Annotated in this window: 14 protein-coding genes; 11 read left to right on the top strand and 3 right to left on the bottom strand. The window is 42.5% G+C overall.

What is annotated here, in order from left to right:
* The first annotated feature begins 119 nt into the window (after positions 1-119).
* Both CWD77_RS09590 and CWD77_RS09585 read left to right on the top strand, forming a co-directional pair.
* Positions 120-1,799 carry an N-acyl-D-amino-acid deacylase family protein gene (locus CWD77_RS09590; protein WP_101073344.1) on the top strand — a complete coding sequence of 560 codons (1,680 nt, stop codon included), beginning with the start codon at positions 120-122 and terminating at the stop codon, positions 1,797-1,799.
* Positions 1,800-1,948: 149 nt separating this feature from the next.
* A complete protein-coding gene (locus CWD77_RS09585; RefSeq protein WP_101073343.1) occupies positions 1,949-3,229 on the top strand; it encodes a sensor histidine kinase in 1,281 nt (426 codons plus the stop codon).
* Between the two features lie 111 nt (positions 3,230-3,340).
* Here CWD77_RS09585 and CWD77_RS09580 read toward each other — a convergent pair whose 3' ends face one another.
* Complete coding sequence (locus tag CWD77_RS09580) at positions 3,341-4,573, bottom strand: M48 family metallopeptidase (protein WP_101073342.1); 1,233 nt, start codon at positions 4,571-4,573, stop codon at positions 3,341-3,343.
* Between the two features lie 216 nt (positions 4,574-4,789).
* Between CWD77_RS09580 and CWD77_RS09575 the strand changes: the two genes are divergently transcribed.
* Entirely contained in the window at positions 4,790-5,785 is a 996-nt protein-coding gene (locus tag CWD77_RS09575; protein ID WP_101073341.1) for an endonuclease/exonuclease/phosphatase family protein, read from the top strand.
* Positions 5,786-5,940: 155 nt separating this feature from the next.
* Positions 5,941-6,378: a hypothetical protein gene (locus CWD77_RS09570; RefSeq protein WP_101073340.1), complete on the top strand. Its 438-nt coding sequence runs from the start codon at positions 5,941-5,943 to the stop codon at positions 6,376-6,378.
* A gap of 119 nt (positions 6,379-6,497) precedes the next feature.
* Here CWD77_RS09570 and CWD77_RS09565 read toward each other — a convergent pair whose 3' ends face one another.
* Positions 6,498-7,256 carry a patatin-like phospholipase family protein gene (locus CWD77_RS09565; protein ID WP_101073339.1) on the bottom strand — a complete coding sequence of 253 codons (759 nt, stop codon included), beginning with the start codon at positions 7,254-7,256 and terminating at the stop codon, positions 6,498-6,500.
* Between the two features lie 85 nt (positions 7,257-7,341).
* Here CWD77_RS09565 and CWD77_RS09560 point away from each other — a divergent pair, with 85 nt between their 5' ends.
* The 5 genes from CWD77_RS09560 (at position 7,342) to CWD77_RS09540 (ending at position 12,291) form a co-directional block, all read left to right on the top strand.
* Positions 7,342-8,280 carry a ring-cleaving dioxygenase gene (locus CWD77_RS09560; protein ID WP_101073338.1) on the top strand — a complete coding sequence of 313 codons (939 nt, stop codon included), beginning with the start codon at positions 7,342-7,344 and terminating at the stop codon, positions 8,278-8,280.
* Between the two features lie 103 nt (positions 8,281-8,383).
* Positions 8,384-9,058, top strand: coding sequence for an alpha/beta hydrolase (locus tag CWD77_RS09555; RefSeq protein ID WP_101073337.1), 675 nt, complete (start codon positions 8,384-8,386; stop codon positions 9,056-9,058).
* A 51-nt stretch (positions 9,059-9,109) separates the two neighbouring features.
* On the top strand, positions 9,110-10,693 hold the full coding sequence (locus tag CWD77_RS09550; RefSeq protein WP_101073336.1) for a cation:proton antiporter family protein: 1,584 nt from the start codon (positions 9,110-9,112) through the stop codon (positions 10,691-10,693).
* Positions 10,683-11,336 carry a DsbA family protein gene (locus CWD77_RS09545; RefSeq protein WP_101073335.1) on the top strand — a complete coding sequence of 218 codons (654 nt, stop codon included), beginning with the start codon at positions 10,683-10,685 and terminating at the stop codon, positions 11,334-11,336. The genes CWD77_RS09550 and CWD77_RS09545 overlap by 11 nt, the downstream gene beginning before the upstream one ends.
* 55 nt (positions 11,337-11,391) lie before the next feature.
* Complete coding sequence (locus CWD77_RS09540; protein ID WP_101073334.1) at positions 11,392-12,291, top strand: diacylglycerol/lipid kinase family protein; 900 nt, start codon at positions 11,392-11,394, stop codon at positions 12,289-12,291.
* On the opposite strand, the gene CWD77_RS09535 is transcribed toward CWD77_RS09540, so the two are convergent.
* The gene (locus CWD77_RS09535; RefSeq protein WP_101073333.1) at positions 12,285-12,479 is read right to left on the bottom strand and encodes a hypothetical protein; all 195 of its coding nucleotides are present in this window, start codon (positions 12,477-12,479) and stop codon (positions 12,285-12,287) included. The two genes, CWD77_RS09540 and CWD77_RS09535, sit on opposite strands and share 7 nt — an antisense overlap.
* A 146-nt stretch (positions 12,480-12,625) precedes the next feature.
* On the opposite strand from CWD77_RS09535, the gene CWD77_RS09530 reads away from it, so the two are divergent.
* A complete protein-coding gene (locus CWD77_RS09530; RefSeq protein WP_101073332.1) occupies positions 12,626-13,534 on the top strand; it encodes an aldo/keto reductase in 909 nt (302 codons plus the stop codon).
* A gap of 165 nt (positions 13,535-13,699) precedes the next feature.
* Positions 13,700-14,932 carry an aminotransferase class I/II-fold pyridoxal phosphate-dependent enzyme gene (locus CWD77_RS09525; RefSeq protein ID WP_101073331.1) on the top strand — a complete coding sequence of 411 codons (1,233 nt, stop codon included), beginning with the start codon at positions 13,700-13,702 and terminating at the stop codon, positions 14,930-14,932.
* Positions 14,933-15,024: the final 92 nt, after the last annotated feature.

Raw genomic sequence — 15,024 nt, 5'->3', positions numbered from 1 at the left:
TTAATTAAAATAAATACGTTTAAAAAGCCCTGCGCCCCCGGAAAAATCTTTTTACACTTTTAATAATTCTTCCTTAGTACTTTAGTCTTAGAATTTAAAATTTAATGAGCCCATCTAATATGCTCAAACAATTACTATTCCTGGTTTTCGTAACGTTAATTTTTGCCTCCTGTAAAGCTGAACAATACGATGTGATTATTACCAACGGCATCGTTTACGACGGTACCGGATCATTTCCCACTGAGGCTGATATCGGTATACGGGGAGACAAGATCGTAAAGATTGGTACAATACAGAACCGCTCCGGTGCAAGTGAAGTGATTAATGCCGGAGGCAAAGCAGTATCTCCCGGATTTATCAATATGCTTAGCTGGGGAGCTGGTTCCTTAATGAATGATGGCCGATCCATGAGTGGCATCAAGCAGGGAGTAACTCTCGAACTTTTTGGAGAAGGCAGTTCATTAGGTCCGTTAAGCGATCAGATGCAAAAAGAGCGATGGGGAGATGATCCAAGTAATTATCAATGGAAAACTCTCGGCGAAGCTCTCGACTTTATGGAAAGCGGAGGCATATCTACAAATGTGGGATCTTTTGTTGGAGCAACAACTCTTCGGATTCATCAGGTTGGGAGAACGGATCGGGAGCCCACAGAAGACGAGCTCGAAAATATGCGGTCGCTGACAGATGAAGCGATGCGCGAAGGGGCAATGGGGCTCGGTACTTCACTAATTTACGCGCCTGCATTTTATGCAGAAACCGATGAACTCATAGAAATGGCGAAAGTTGTCGGGGAGTATGACGGAATGTACATCTCCCACCTTCGCAGTGAAGGAAACCGTTTTGTAGAGTCTGTTGAAGAATTAATTACTATTGGACAGGAAGCCGGAGTACATGCAGAAATCCACCACTTAAAAGCTGCCGGTCAGCAGAACTGGCACAAGCTTGATGAAGTGATCGACAGAGTTGAAGAGGTGCGTTCAGAAGGTCAACCCGTAACGGCTAACATGTATACATACGATGCCGCCGCAACAAGTCTTGCCGCCATTTTCCCACCCTGGACGCAGGATGGAGGTCACTCGGCCTGGATTGAACGGTTAAAAGATCCTGAAACTCGGGAAAAGATTATTGAAGAGATTAAAACTCCATCGGATGAATGGGAAAATTTTTATCTGATGGCAGGTGGTGGAGAAGGAATTATCGTTGTGGGTCTCCGAAGTGAAGAACTTCAGAAATATGTGGGCATGACTCTCAGTGAAATTACTGCAGAGCGAGGCGATGATGACGAAGTGCGAACAGCTGTTGATTTAACCGTGGAAGACAACAACCGAATTGGTGCCATCTACTATTTAATGAGCGAAGAGAACGTAAAACGTCAGATTAAGCTGCCCTGGATGAGTTTCGGTTCGGATGGAGGTACATTTGCGGCCGAAGGTGACATCTTAAACCGGCAGATGCATCCCAGAGCCTGGGGTAATTTTGCCCGATTATTGGGTAAATATGTGCGTGATGAGAAATTAATTTCACTTGAAGAAGCTATTTATAAGCTAACCGGGCTACCCGCCACAAACCTCAAGTTAAACCAGCGGGGCTTTTTGAAAGAAGGTTACTACGCCGACATTGTCATTTTTGACCCGGATCAAATCGAGGATCATGCAACATTCGAAAATCCACATCAATATGCTACCGGTGTTGAGCACGTCTTTGTGAATGGTGTTCAGGTACTGAAGAGTAGTGAACACACCGGTGAAATGCCCGGCCGATTTGTAAAGGGTCCGGGTTATTATGCGGCTCAAAATTGATTAGACTGATTCGCTTTCATCATTAAATCAGATACCTCTATCTTTTTTGCCATTTGCAACCATGGTGATTAGATTCACGTCATGAATCATCTTTTTGTTGTGAGTCTGCAATCCACAGTGAAATCTTCAACCCACATTTACGTGGTGATATGATGGCAAAACTATGGGAAAAATATGTATTGAGGGTTCGCCAAAACTGCTTGGCCAATCACACTCGAATGGATGGTCTCCAGTTCTGGCGAAACAGGCTTTTTGCCAGCATTGTCGTATACCTGTTTCCTCTTGGAATTCTCATTCTGATTCCCTCAGCATTTGTTGTCTATTCGTTAAGTCTGCCTGCTCTTACTACAGCATATTTCCTGTTTGGTGTAGCCATAAGCCTGATTTCTCTATATGGTGGTTTTGAACTCAATCATAGAAAATATCTCTTTCTTACACTCGTCTATACCGTAGCGACAGTTTTGATTTTTTTCATGGGCGAACACGGCGCCGGATTGACCTATCTATTTGGCGCCACCATTTTTGCGCTCCTTATCCTGCCGACAAAAGCGGGGGTTCTGACAATTTACATTAATGTAGCAGTTTGTTTGATCCATGCAGGTTTGATCCATTATCAAATGGTTGATTATCCCCTTCGTGAGAGCTACCAGGTTGCATCCTGGCTGGCCATTTCAGCGAATTCGATTTTACTTAGTATTGTATCTGTCATCTTTCTTCCCATGCTCTTTAGGGGCTTACAGGAGACAATTGAATCTCAACAAAATCTAAAACATAATCTTGTTCAGCATCAGCATGAACTCGAAGAGTCCCTGGAAGAGAAAGAAACACTACTAGCTGAAATTCATCATAGGGTAAAAAACAATCTGGCCGTTATTTCAGGAATGCTACATATACAGTCATTCAAGGAGTCTGACAAAGAGATTCAGGAAAAGCTACTAAACAGCACTCTTAGAGTTAAGTCAATGGCAAATATTCATGAGCAGCTTTATCAGTCGAAAAGTTTTTCAAAAATGGAATTTGACCAAGGATTGAAAAAACTGGTTGAAACCATCCTTGATACGATGAATCATTCAAAAGAGATCAACTTGAACTATCATCTCGATCCGGTTCAGTTAACAATTAGTCAAGCTGTTCCCTGTTCTCTGATAGTTAATGAAGTGATCACGAATTGCCTTAAACACGGGTTTCCCAACCGGGAGTCCGGTATGATCGATATTGATTTACAAAAAAAGGACTCCGAAATATTCATGGCCATTTCAGATAATGGAATTGGTATATCTGAAGCAGACTTCAAAAAAGAAAATGAGTCTATCGGCATCGAACTGATTCAAACACTTACCAAGCAGATTAACGGAACCTATACTTACAAGCCACGACAAGACAATAAAGGAACAGAGTTTACAATTCAGTTTTCTTTAAGCGTTAACTAGCGGAGAGCTTTTTTTTAATTACTTCCCGAATTATAAGAGGCTTCATATCGATATCATCTGAATTGAAATATCCGTTAAATCCAGTGTTTTCGAATACTCCTCTGTAGCCTGTCATATCTTGCGCATCGTTTCTACTCTCTTCAGAACCGGTGGATGCGAATAGTTTAGGAATACATAGAATGGATGCGGTGTGAGATTACTCAGATTGTCTTTAGACAATTTTTTCAAAGCATCGATCATAGCCTCCCTTTTTTCGATGGTTGTAGCCGCGTAATGATCCGCCTCATACTCATATTTTCGACTTAATACCTGCATTCCAATTCCGAGAATTGTTTCTACAGGTGAGTAGAGCAGACCAAAGAAAAGAAGTCCGGCATAGACGCTCATTTCATCCATGTAGAATGCATCAAACAGCGCCGGTACCTGTAGAAATATCGATAGCAGGGCAAACATGATTCCGGTTTGGAGGATGGAAATCCCCATATTTTTGATGATATGTTTCTTCTTGTAGTGACCAATCTCATGAGCCAGCACCGCCACCAACTCTTCAGTTGTGTGCTTTTCGATAAGCGTATCAAACAATGCGATTCGTTTGTTTTTGCCAAAACCGGTAAAAAAGGCGTTCGATTTTGAAGATCTCTTCGACCCGTCCATCACATATACTCCCTGCAACGGAAAGTCCACACTTTCGGCATACTCTTCAATGGCTTGACGAAGCTCCCCATCCTCCAGCGGTTCAAACTTATTAAATAGCGGCATGATCCATGTTGGGGCCACGTACTGCATTACGAGAGAAAACGCTGTAACAGCAAGCCACGCGTAAACCCACGCCCATGGCCCGCCATACTCAAAGAATGCAATGATTCCGGCCAGAAGCGGCGCCCCGATCACCAGGGATAGTAACAAGCCCTTTATCCGGTCCATCACAAAAGTACCCGGTGTGGTTTTGTTGAAGCCGAAGCGTTCTTCTATTACAAATGTAGAGTAGATTCCAAACGGCATCGATATTATTATTTTTCCCAGAACCAAAGCCCCGATAAAAATCAACCCTGTTCCGATCACACCAAACTCAAATCCTCTTGCCCATTGATCAAGCCAGTTAAATCCGCCGGCAAACCAGAAAGCAAGTAAGATCAAAACATCAACGGTTCCGGTCAGGAAACCGAACTTTGTTCTCACTTTAGTATACTCCTGGGATTTCGCATAGGTCTCTTCATCGTAGACATCCTCAAACTCATCAGGCAGTGATTTATCAAGAGCTTTTAGGTTGAGCAGATTGGAAGTAATTCCCAGCATGTAATCAATCAGAATGGCCGCCAGGATAATTATGGTAAAAATGTTCATAGAGGATATTAATGCTTCGGGTTAATCAGTGAAAAAGATACGTTTTATTCATTACACTTCATGAATCCTAAATGACACGGTAACCGCAACTTTCAAAATGTTTACAAAAGGATTATCTAAATAGAGTGTCTGCCGGTTTGTTTATAGTTATTTTAGGATGCAATTTTAGTCGTCCAAACTCTGCTAACTCTCTTTATAACTCTCATACTCCATTTTATGATACGCTTTCGTTTTACAATTCTGACAATTCTAGCCCTGACTTTGGGTGCCTGTTCCACATCTGAACATCTCTCACAAACAGCTCCGGAAATTATAAAATGGGAATCTGTTGCCACACCCACATGGTATGATGATAAAGCTCACGACACCATTTCAGTCGTAACATGGAATATTGAACATTTTGTGGATAAATTTGACAGTCCATATATCGACAACGACCGGGAGAATAATCCGCCGGAAGATATGGATGAACGCCGGGAGCTGTTTGCAGAGGCCATCAAAAAAATGGATGCCGATATCGTTGTTTTACAAGAAGTGGAAAGCGCGGCATATATGCAGGTTTTTGCTGAACAACACTTCCCGGACCTCAACTACCGCTATTTTACGGGGCGTGAAAGCAACGACTGGTATATGAATGTTGTGGTGATGAGCCGAATTCCACTCGGCATGCTTTACAGCTACGCCAATCCGGACTCATATATTGTCGATATCATGGACGATGACGGACAAGTTCAGCGACAGAACTTTACAAATAACCGTATGCTTTCTGTAGATGTACTGGTTAATCCGGACTACAGCTTTCTGCTTACTGGCTTACATTTGAAGGCAGGACGTGGCGAACGAAATGAAAACTGGCGAATTGGTCAGATTGATCTGCTTAGAGATCATTTTGAGTACCTGACAACCGTTCATCCCGACATGCGATTTTTAATAGCCGGAGACCTGAATATTTTACCAGGTGACCGCGAATTCCTTCATCTTTTAGGAGATGATGACTCCCCTATATTTATTGATCCGCTTTCAGATGTCGACTCTTTCACTCACACATCTGATAATCCCGTTCGCCAACTTGATCATTTGCTTCCCAACGAAAAGATGATGGAAGATCTCGTGCCGAGATCAGCAGAAATTGCAATGCCTTTTGATCCTGAAGCCATGCGTAAAATCAGTGACCACCTTCCGGTTATTGCCCGTTTTGTAACGACTGAATAAAAAGACGGCAAATACACCCCTTTAATGGATTGGGATCTTTTAATTCAAAATTTCGCCCAATTTATATATTCTCTTACAATTAAGTTATCAGATACGGCTATCTGAATACGTGTTCTTACTCAAAAAAGCTAACTAACAACTATACCCTATCGATTATGAAAAATCTATACGGAATCACTCTATTACTTATTTTTTTTGCTTGTGCCAAGCCCTCAAATGCACAAATTGTATCGTTTAATGCAGGATATATTTCGGAAACAGAAGTTGTCACTATTGGGTTATCTGAGTACTATGTTCCCGGTTTCGAGTTTGATGTTCTATTTGCCAACAATGATGAAGCCGGCGGACTTGGTCTAAGAGGCGGTTACATGATTGGACTTGTGGGAAATGACAGTATTGATTTATACGTTACACCAAGACTTGGATGGCGATATTTAACTTACTCTGACGGTTCTGACCTTGATGAAAACGGTCTTTTATATGAGGCTGCAGTCGGGATTTATCTGTATCCTCTTAACTTTAGTGTAGGCTATGGAAAAGATGATTTAGCTGATACCGAATATACATCTCTCAGGGTGGGAATTGCTTTCTAAAAATTTTTTATTTGATTGAAGTTGTGGCGGATGTTGAAATTACACAGCAAAATTTTCATATCCGTCACTTTACTCTCCTCCCGCTACATTTTCTGGAAATCGAATTCTTGTAATTTACTTTACTCCAATAAATTCATTGCAGCTTCATACCCTTCTTCAATCAATTTCCCTGTCTGACTGGTATCGCTTTTATTATATGCGGATAATTTGGGCTGGATCATAAAGATCTCATCATCCTGAATCTGCTGTTTGATCATGTTGTTCAAGCCTATATCAAACGTATTGACCAATACATCCACGATATCGTCAGGACGCTTGTACTCTCTATTGGTTGTCAAATCCACGGCAATAATGTCTTTGGCTCCCATTTCACGCAGCGGACTGACTGGAATATTTTCGCACAGCACACCATCCACCAGCAGCATATTATCCCACTCTACAGGCACAAACACACCCGGCAGGCATGTACTGGCCATCACTCCTTTATAGAGTGGTCCCTTGTTTAAAACAACTTTCTTCCCGGTCGTAATATCAGTAGAGATCATGCTCAGAGGGATATCGGCATCTTCTATATGCACTTTCCCAATCTGATCGAGTATACTCTTACCTAGTTTTTTATTACTCAATATCCCGAACTTTGAAAGTTTAAAGCCGGTTATATCGAGCCAGTCCAGATCGAGAGCAATCTCTTCCAGTTTTTTTACAGACGTGCCAAATGCAATATGGGCTGCTACAAAAGCACCAATACTCGTCCCTGATATGAATTCCGGCCTGATCCCCTTCTCAAAAAGAGCTCTTAGTATACCCACATGAGCTGCACCGAGTGCAGCGCCTCCACCCAGTGCTATTCCAAGCTTGTCAAATTTTGAGCTTTTCATATCTCAAATTATTTAGTTCAATGTTAAACTATTTTTGGTTATCTTATGTTCAGATTATAAAACAAAAAGAAAATCAGAACTCACTATGGCAGAATCAATCAAAGGTCTCCATCATATCACTGCGGTTTCAGGTCCGCCTCAAGAAAATTTCAACTTCTATAGAAATAAGTTAGGACTTCGATTCATCAAAAAAACCATTAATTTTGATGATCCATTTACCTACCACCTCTATTACGGCAACCACAATGCCGAACCTGGAAGTGCCATTACTTTTTTCCCATGGGAACATGTGGTGGATGGTCAGCCTAATAAAGGTGAAGCTACAGCGGTGCAGTATGCCGTACCGGGAAAATCTCTGAGTTACTGGTTGGAAAGATTCAAAAAACTGAACATCGAGACCGGGGATATTTTCACCCATTTTGGTTTCGACCACCTTCCGCTTGCAGATAGTGACGGGATGAAGATCGAGCTGGTCGCAGATCCTAAAGTCAATAACAATGAAACCAAAGGTTACGGCGGTGTAGAAGACAAACACGCTATTCGCGGTTTCTTCGGCACAACCCTAAGTCTGCCCGATATTGGCCGAACCGGGGAACTGCTAGCTGAGATGGGCTGGAAGAGTAATGGTGAAGAAAATGAACTGACTCGATATTCATCTGAACCCGAAAACAATCTGGGACGTTATGTTGATCTGAAAGCTGAACCGGGTTTAAACGGCCGATTTGGAAAAGGATCGATTCATCACATTGCATTCAGAGTACCTGATGATAAAGCACAGGCTGAATGGAGAGAAAAGATCCGGAAAATGGGATTTCAAATCACACCGGTCAAAAACCGCGACTATTTTCGATCGATCTACTTCCGGGAACCGGGCGGTGTACTGTTTGAAATTGCCACCGACATTCCGGGCTTTGACACGGATGAACCGTTCGATCAGCTTGGGGGAAATCTTAAAATCCCGGCCTGGCATGAAAAACATCGCGAAGAGATTGAAGCACGGCTGCCGGAGTTGAAAACAGATTAAAATAATAACCACGGAAGCACGGAAATACACGGAATATATAACATTGCATTCCGTGCCTCCGTGGCAATAAAATAAAATTGTAAAACAACATCTCACAGCACACATGTTTAAAGCAAGTTCACAAAATCCATTTGAAGGACCGCATCAAAAGAGTAAAACAGTAACGGCCGGGGTGAAACCTGAACAAGCAGATGGAGCCATCGTAATGATTCATGGCAGAGGTGCTACTGCAGAGAGTATCATCCCGTTCGCATATGAGCTTGATGCGGATAACTTTCATTTAATTGCACCACAGGCATCAGGCAATACGTGGTATCCCTACTCTTTCATGGCTCCATCCAATCAAAACGAACCGGGAATCTCATCAGGTCTACAGACAATTTTCAACATTGTATCTGAATTAGAGGAGAAGGGAATTTCAAAAGAGAAAATTGTTATCCTGGGATTCTCTCAGGGCGCCTGCCTGACCACAGAGTTTGTGGCTCGTCATCCGGCCAGATATGGTGGACTCATCGCTTTCAGTGGCGGTATGATTGGTAACGGTGACACTGTTAATCCGGACAACTACAACGGATCCCTTGAAGGCACCCCCTATTTTGTCGGTTGTTCAGACAATGACGTACACATTCCGGTGGAACGCGTTGAAGAGAGTGTGGAAGTAATGAAAAAAATGGGTGCAACCGTCAACAAAAAAATCTATCCCGCCATGGGGCACACCATCATTCGGGATGAAATTGAAGAGGCACAAAAAATAATTGATGCCGTCAAAAACAGTTAACAATTCTTATATTCTGTTTTTAAAAAATAATTGCATACCAAATATTTATAAATGGATATAATCTGGATTGGAGTCGCATTTCTTCTCGGATTTGCTGCATCAAGAATACATCTTCCACCGCTTGTAGGATATCTGGCGGCCGGTTTAACACTTGCAGCATTCGGATATGAAAGCGGGGATATGCTTAAAGAGATCTCTCACCTGGGAGTTCTTTTTCTGTTATTTACTGTGGGACTTCACATCCGATTGAAGAATATTCTCCGATATGACATCCTGGGTATTGGGTTAACCCACTTGATTATATCAACGGCTATTTTCACTCCCATCACTCTCTTTTTTGGATATGGACTGGAAGCAGCCATTATCATCTCTATTGCACTGGGATTTTCCAGTACCGTATTAACCGCGAAAAACCTGGAACGCCGTAATGAGCTTGGAGCTCTCTACGGTAGAGCTGCTATCGGTATTCTGATTATACAGGACCTGATTGCCATTGGTATTATTGCGTACACGGGTGGAGGAGTGCCATCCATCTGGGGTCTCTCAGCTCTAGCACTTCCTCTGTTTCGTCCTCTATTAATTAATCTGCTGGGCGTTATTCGCGACGATGAAGTCTGGATGCTCTTTGGGTTGGCACTGGCACTTGGAGGAGCTTCACTTTTTGAATTCTTTAACCTTTCCGGCGAACTTGGAGCCCTGGCCGCCGGTATGCTGCTGGCATCTGATGAGCGGGCCGATCAAATTGGGAAAAAGATGTGGGGCGTAAAAGAGGCATTCCTGGTCGGCTTTTTCATGGATGTGGGACTCACCGGATTTCCCTCATTCTCCGATTACTACTTCATCATCGTAATACTGCTGATTCTCCCGGTTAAGGCCATTTTGTTCTACTTCTTATTCATGCAGTTTAAATTCCGGGCACGAACCGGCTTTCTGGCATCCATTTCACTAACAGCCTACAGTGAGTTCACTCTTATTGCCGGCGTTGTGGCGAGCCAAAACGGTTATATACCGGAATCCGTCATGGTTATATTGGGTTTGATTGTCGCCATTTCATACGCTATTAACGCGCCGATTACAATCAATGAGGAGAAAATTTGGAAGAGGTGGCAGGACTTCCTTCTCAAGTTTGAGAGAGAAGGACGACACCCGGAACATCAAACGGTTTCCCTCGGGTCTGCAGAATTTTTGATTATCGGAATGGGGAATGCCGGACGAGCCGCCTACGACAAACTGAAAGAGCAGGGCAAGCCTGTAGTTGGAATGGATATTGACCCGGATCGAATTGAACGAAACCTGGAAGCCGGCCGGCGGGTAGTATACGGTGATATTCAGGATACAGATCTATGGACCAATATCGATCTGAGTGACATCAGATCCGTAATGATTGCTATGGGCAACCAGACCGTAAAGGAGAATGCTACAAGAACATTGCGAAAAGCCGGATTTAGTGGACTAATTTATGTACTTACCATGCGTGAAGAGGAAGCAGAAATTATGCAAAGAGCAGGTGCTAGTGCCGTATCTATCCCGATTAAAGAGGCAGGAGAACGCCTGGCAGAGCTAAGCGCAGAGAGCAGTGAAGTTCCAACTCAAATAGATCTAAAGGTGAAAGACCCAAAAGACGATGAACAGTAAAATCACCCTGGTTTACGTTTACGATCCGCTTTGCGGTTGGTGTTACAGTTTCCAGCCGGTCATGCATAAATTGGCTGAACGATTCAAAGATCAGCTCACCATTCGGGTTGTACCCGGTGGCCTTGCCATCGATGAAAACGCACAACCCATTTCTGAGGGATATAAAAATCTCCGGAGTTCGCTGGATATGATTAAAAATAAAACCGGTGCAACGTTTGGCGAACCCTTTGTTCAGCTCGTGGATGAAGGAAGCTACATCTACGACTCTACACCCGGTTGTAAAGCACAAAATACCGTAAATCGACTTGCTCCTGGGCAATCACTGGCGTTTGCAGAAGCGTTGCAGAATGCTTTTTTCAGGGAAGGAAAAAATCTCAATAAGTTGGAGACTTTTTTATCAATCCTGAAAGATTTCCCCGTTGATCCAGCTGAATTTGAAGCTGTATATACGAGTGATGAAATTGAGAAATTCACGCGAGATCAATTCAAGTGGGTTCAACAAAACAATGCCTCGGCGTTTCCGGCACTGCTGCTCGAAATTGGCAACGAAACCGGTTTGATGTCGAAAGGATACCGGCCGTATGATACTCTTGAATCTCATCTTCATCATTTGATCCGCAACATTGAGAGAATGAATGGATAAATAGCCCATTAAAATTCCATTTCTATTTTTTCACGAATTGGCTTAGTATCTCTCTATGAAAAAAAGCCGCTCATCCATCTGTTTTCTAATCAATCCTGCTGCTGGACGAAAAGACCCTGAAATTCTTACCGGGTTGATTCAACAAGAAGCGGAAGCACGGTGGGATTCTTCTGAAGTGATTATCATTCAACCATCGCAATCTGTAGCAGAACTTGCTAAACTTAAAGCTGAAAAATTTGATATCGTTGTAGCCTGCGGTGGAGACGGAACGGTTAATAGTGTGGTAAACGGATTAGCTGAAACGGAGGCTACAATGGGCGTTCTACCTATCGGAACCGGTAATGATTTTGCAAAGGCCATTCACGTTAAACGCTCACTAACTAAAAGTTTTGAAATTTTAGAAAAGGGAAAAGTTGAGGCTGTAGATTTGATCCACTATTCCGGTGACCGTGAAGGCTGGAGCGCCAATACGTTAGGAATAGGCCTGGACGGTCTTGCCAATTTTTATTCCAGATCATACAAATGGCTCACCGGCCCTATCGTGTATATGTTGGGAGCCATTAAAGCCGCCTGGGTTTTCAGAGGATGTGACATCCGTTTAAAAACAGACGATAAAGAAACCACTGAGAAGTTTTTAATGCTTACCGTCTGTAACGGGAAATGGGAAGGCGGAAAGTTTTATCTGGCGCCGGAAGCCATCCTCACGGATGGTTTCGCAAATTTTGTAACCATAAAAAAAATACCTTTCCTGAAGATCCTGTTCTATCTCCCTTTTTTCAGATGGGGACCACGAAAATGGATGAAAGAGCTTAATACCGAACTCTCCCGGCATATCGAAATAAAAAGCAGTTGTGAACTATCAGTTCATGCAGATGGAGAACATGTTGGGTCGAATATTAAAAACCTGATGATAAAAATCGAACCCGGTAAATTGAGAGTCATTACCGGTTACTGAATTTGTAGATATTCTTCATATACATAATTCCAAAGTCCGGCCAAATCTGAACCTTTATTGTGAGGGTTTTTTGATGAAGATGATTTCATTGCATCAATGCAGGCACGTTCACGTGCGTGGTGAATCGCCTTAAGCTGGTGCTTTGTTGGATTTTCAATCATCTCTTCGTACTTATCAACTTCTGCCATAACTAAATGTATTTATTCAAGTGTTCTTTTAAAATGGAAGAAAATGTAAATAAGTCAAACACCACTTAATTCCAATTATTCAACAAGGAAACCGGCAAATTAGTTCAAAATAACCAGTTACTTAAATACTTGATAACCTTTACACAATGAGCTTAATCAAAAAGAAAATTCACCCGAATGGGCCCGAAATGTCTCATCTGATAGCCGGAATGATGAGACTTAATGACTGGAATTTAACTATCACGCAAAGAATTGACTTTATTGAAAAGTGCATTGATTTGGGAATCACCACTTTTGATCATGCTGATATTTACGGCGCTTATACTAATGAAAAGTTATTTGGCGAGGCACTGAAAGAGAGGCCGGATTTAAGAGATCAAATTGAAATGATATCGAAATGTGGAATTTGTCTCACTACAGAAAACAGGGCCGCTCACAAAATTAAACATTATGATACTACTCCGGATCATATAAACTCCAGCGTTGAAAAGTCCCTTCAAAATCTTCAAACCGATTATTTGGATCTTCTGTTGATCCATCGGCCCGATCCACTCATGGATGCAGCTGAATTAGCAGACTGTTTGATGAATTTAATCTCCGATGGAAAAATTCTCCATATTGGCGTCTCTAATTTTACTACTGCTCAATACGAATTATTGCAGTCTAAGCTGGATGTTCCGCTGGTGACCAACCAGATTGAATTTTCACTGCTACACCTCAACCCAATATATGACGGTACTTTCGATCAAGCTCAAAAACTGAACTTTTCTCCTATGATCTGGTCTCCTTTTGCAGGCGGCCGAATATTTCATGAAGAGTCGGGAGTTGCCGGACGGGTAAGACACCATTTGGAGGAAATGCACCAAAAATATCAAGCCGATATTGATCAGATCGCCTTGGCGTGGTTGATGACACACCCATCAAACCCATTACCGGTATTAGGAACCGGAAATGTTGACAGGTTAAAATCTGCGGTTTCAGCAACAGAAATAAATCTGGACAGACAAGACTGGTTCAAACTGCTGAAAGCCTCCAGAGGGCATGATGTTGCCTGAAATTTGGATGAAATCGAAAATTGAACGTTACATTAACTTTTTGAAACGTTTGTTTTCAACACGCAATTTTCATTAGATTCCAAAGGTTATCAATCGCTCAGCAATAATATTATCTACAATTAATTGATTACGGGGCTACAAACTCCCCGATGAAAACTCAGTGTTATGGATCTATTTGACAAATTAGAAAGTCGCCCGGGACCCCTTGGAGAATTTACATCAGACGGTTACGGTTATTACACATTTCCAAAACTTGAAGGTCCCATTGGTCCGGAAATGAAATTTAACGGTAATGACGTAGTGGTTTGGAGCGTAAATGACTACCTGAGTGTTGGGAATCATCCGCATATCCGGGAGGTGGACAAAAATGCCGCAGAGAAATATGGCCTGAGTGCCCCAATGGGTGCCCGATTGATGACCGGGAATTCTGATGAACATGAAGCCCTTGAACGTGAACTGGCCGATTTTGTTCACAAACCAGAAGCTCTGTTGCTGAACTATGGCTATCAGGGTATCATGAGTGTAATTCACGCGCTGGTTGACCGAAATGATTTTTTGATTTATGATGAACTGAGCCACGCCTGTATTGTTGATGGAAAGCAGCTGGCCATGGCTGAGAAATCCGTTTTTAAGCATAACAACCTGGAAAGTCTTGAAAAGCAGCTGAAGCGCGCATCCGGTAAAATGAAGCCTAACTCTTCTATTCTCGTTGTGACGGAGGGCGTATTTGGTATGACCGGAGATCTCGGAAAACTGAAGGAGATCATCGCTCTCAAAGAGAAATACCCATTCAGACTCCTTGTTGATGATGCTCACGGTTTTGGAACATTGGGAGAAGATGGATCGGGTGCAGGAACACAACTCGGTTGCCACGAGGGAATTGATATCTATTTTGGCACATTTGCAAAAGCTGTGGCACTGATTGGTGCGTTCGTTGCTGCTGAACCCAGAGTAATCGAGTTTCTCAAAGCCAATACAAGAAGTCAGATTTTTGCAAAATCACTTCCTATGCCGATTGTGGTTTCTGCTCGTGAACGAATTAAACTGATTCGTCAGAATCCACAGTGGCGCGATCAATTGTGGGAAAACACACGAAAACTTCGAACTGGGCTGATAGACTTGGGATATAATGTGCTGCCGTCAGAGAGCCCGGTTACGCCTGTTTTAACGGAGGGCAGTACAGAACTGGCTCAAACGATCATGCGGGAAATGCGTGAAGAGCACGGAATATTTGTTAGCGGTGTAGCCTACCCCGTTGTTCCAAAAGGTGTTGTTCTCCTTCGGTTGATTCCAATGGCAGGCCATACCGATGAACATATTCAGAAAACCCTGAATGCATTTGAAGCGATTAAACCTATTGTATTTAAAGAGGTTGATGAAGCTGTAACTGCTGAATAATCAATTTTTAAAAATTTAAGGGCGCAATGCATTCTGTGTATTGTGCCTTTTTTATGTAAAAATTTTCGATGCAGAACTATTTAAATGCAAAT

The organism is Rhodohalobacter barkolensis, assembly GCF_002834295.1.
GTDB classification, from domain to species: Bacteria; Bacteroidota; Rhodothermia; order Balneolales; family Balneolaceae; genus Rhodohalobacter; species Rhodohalobacter barkolensis.
The sequence above is the reverse complement of the archived record's forward strand: the minus strand, read 5'-3'. Positions and strand labels throughout refer to the sequence as shown.

What these genes read in the sequence shown, in the direction of transcription:
- CWD77_RS09535 (WP_101073333.1), bottom strand. Translation starts at nt 12,479, where the DNA reads ATGGCAGAAGTTGATAAGTACGAAGAGATGATTGAAAATCCAACAAAG.
- CWD77_RS09555 (WP_101073337.1), top strand. Translation starts at nt 8,384, where the DNA reads ATGTTTAAAGCAAGTTCACAAAATCCATTTGAAGGACCGCATCAAAAG.
- CWD77_RS09590 (WP_101073344.1), top strand. Translation starts at nt 120, where the DNA reads ATGCTCAAACAATTACTATTCCTGGTTTTCGTAACGTTAATTTTTGCC.
- CWD77_RS09540 (WP_101073334.1), top strand. Translation starts at nt 11,392, where the DNA reads ATGAAAAAAAGCCGCTCATCCATCTGTTTTCTAATCAATCCTGCTGCT.
- CWD77_RS09570 (WP_101073340.1), top strand. Translation starts at nt 5,941, where the DNA reads ATGAAAAATCTATACGGAATCACTCTATTACTTATTTTTTTTGCTTGT.
- CWD77_RS09545 (WP_101073335.1), top strand. Translation starts at nt 10,683, where the DNA reads ATGAACAGTAAAATCACCCTGGTTTACGTTTACGATCCGCTTTGCGGT.
- CWD77_RS09525 (WP_101073331.1), top strand. Translation starts at nt 13,700, where the DNA reads ATGGATCTATTTGACAAATTAGAAAGTCGCCCGGGACCCCTTGGAGAA.
- CWD77_RS09575 (WP_101073341.1), top strand. Translation starts at nt 4,790, where the DNA reads ATGATACGCTTTCGTTTTACAATTCTGACAATTCTAGCCCTGACTTTG.
- CWD77_RS09530 (WP_101073332.1), top strand. Translation starts at nt 12,626, where the DNA reads ATGAGCTTAATCAAAAAGAAAATTCACCCGAATGGGCCCGAAATGTCT.
- CWD77_RS09565 (WP_101073339.1), bottom strand. Translation starts at nt 7,256, where the DNA reads ATGAAAAGCTCAAAATTTGACAAGCTTGGAATAGCACTGGGTGGAGGC.
- CWD77_RS09585 (WP_101073343.1), top strand. Translation starts at nt 1,949, where the DNA reads ATGATGGCAAAACTATGGGAAAAATATGTATTGAGGGTTCGCCAAAAC.
- CWD77_RS09560 (WP_101073338.1), top strand. Translation starts at nt 7,342, where the DNA reads ATGGCAGAATCAATCAAAGGTCTCCATCATATCACTGCGGTTTCAGGT.
- CWD77_RS09550 (WP_101073336.1), top strand. Translation starts at nt 9,110, where the DNA reads ATGGATATAATCTGGATTGGAGTCGCATTTCTTCTCGGATTTGCTGCA.
- CWD77_RS09580 (WP_101073342.1), bottom strand. Translation starts at nt 4,573, where the DNA reads ATGAACATTTTTACCATAATTATCCTGGCGGCCATTCTGATTGATTAC.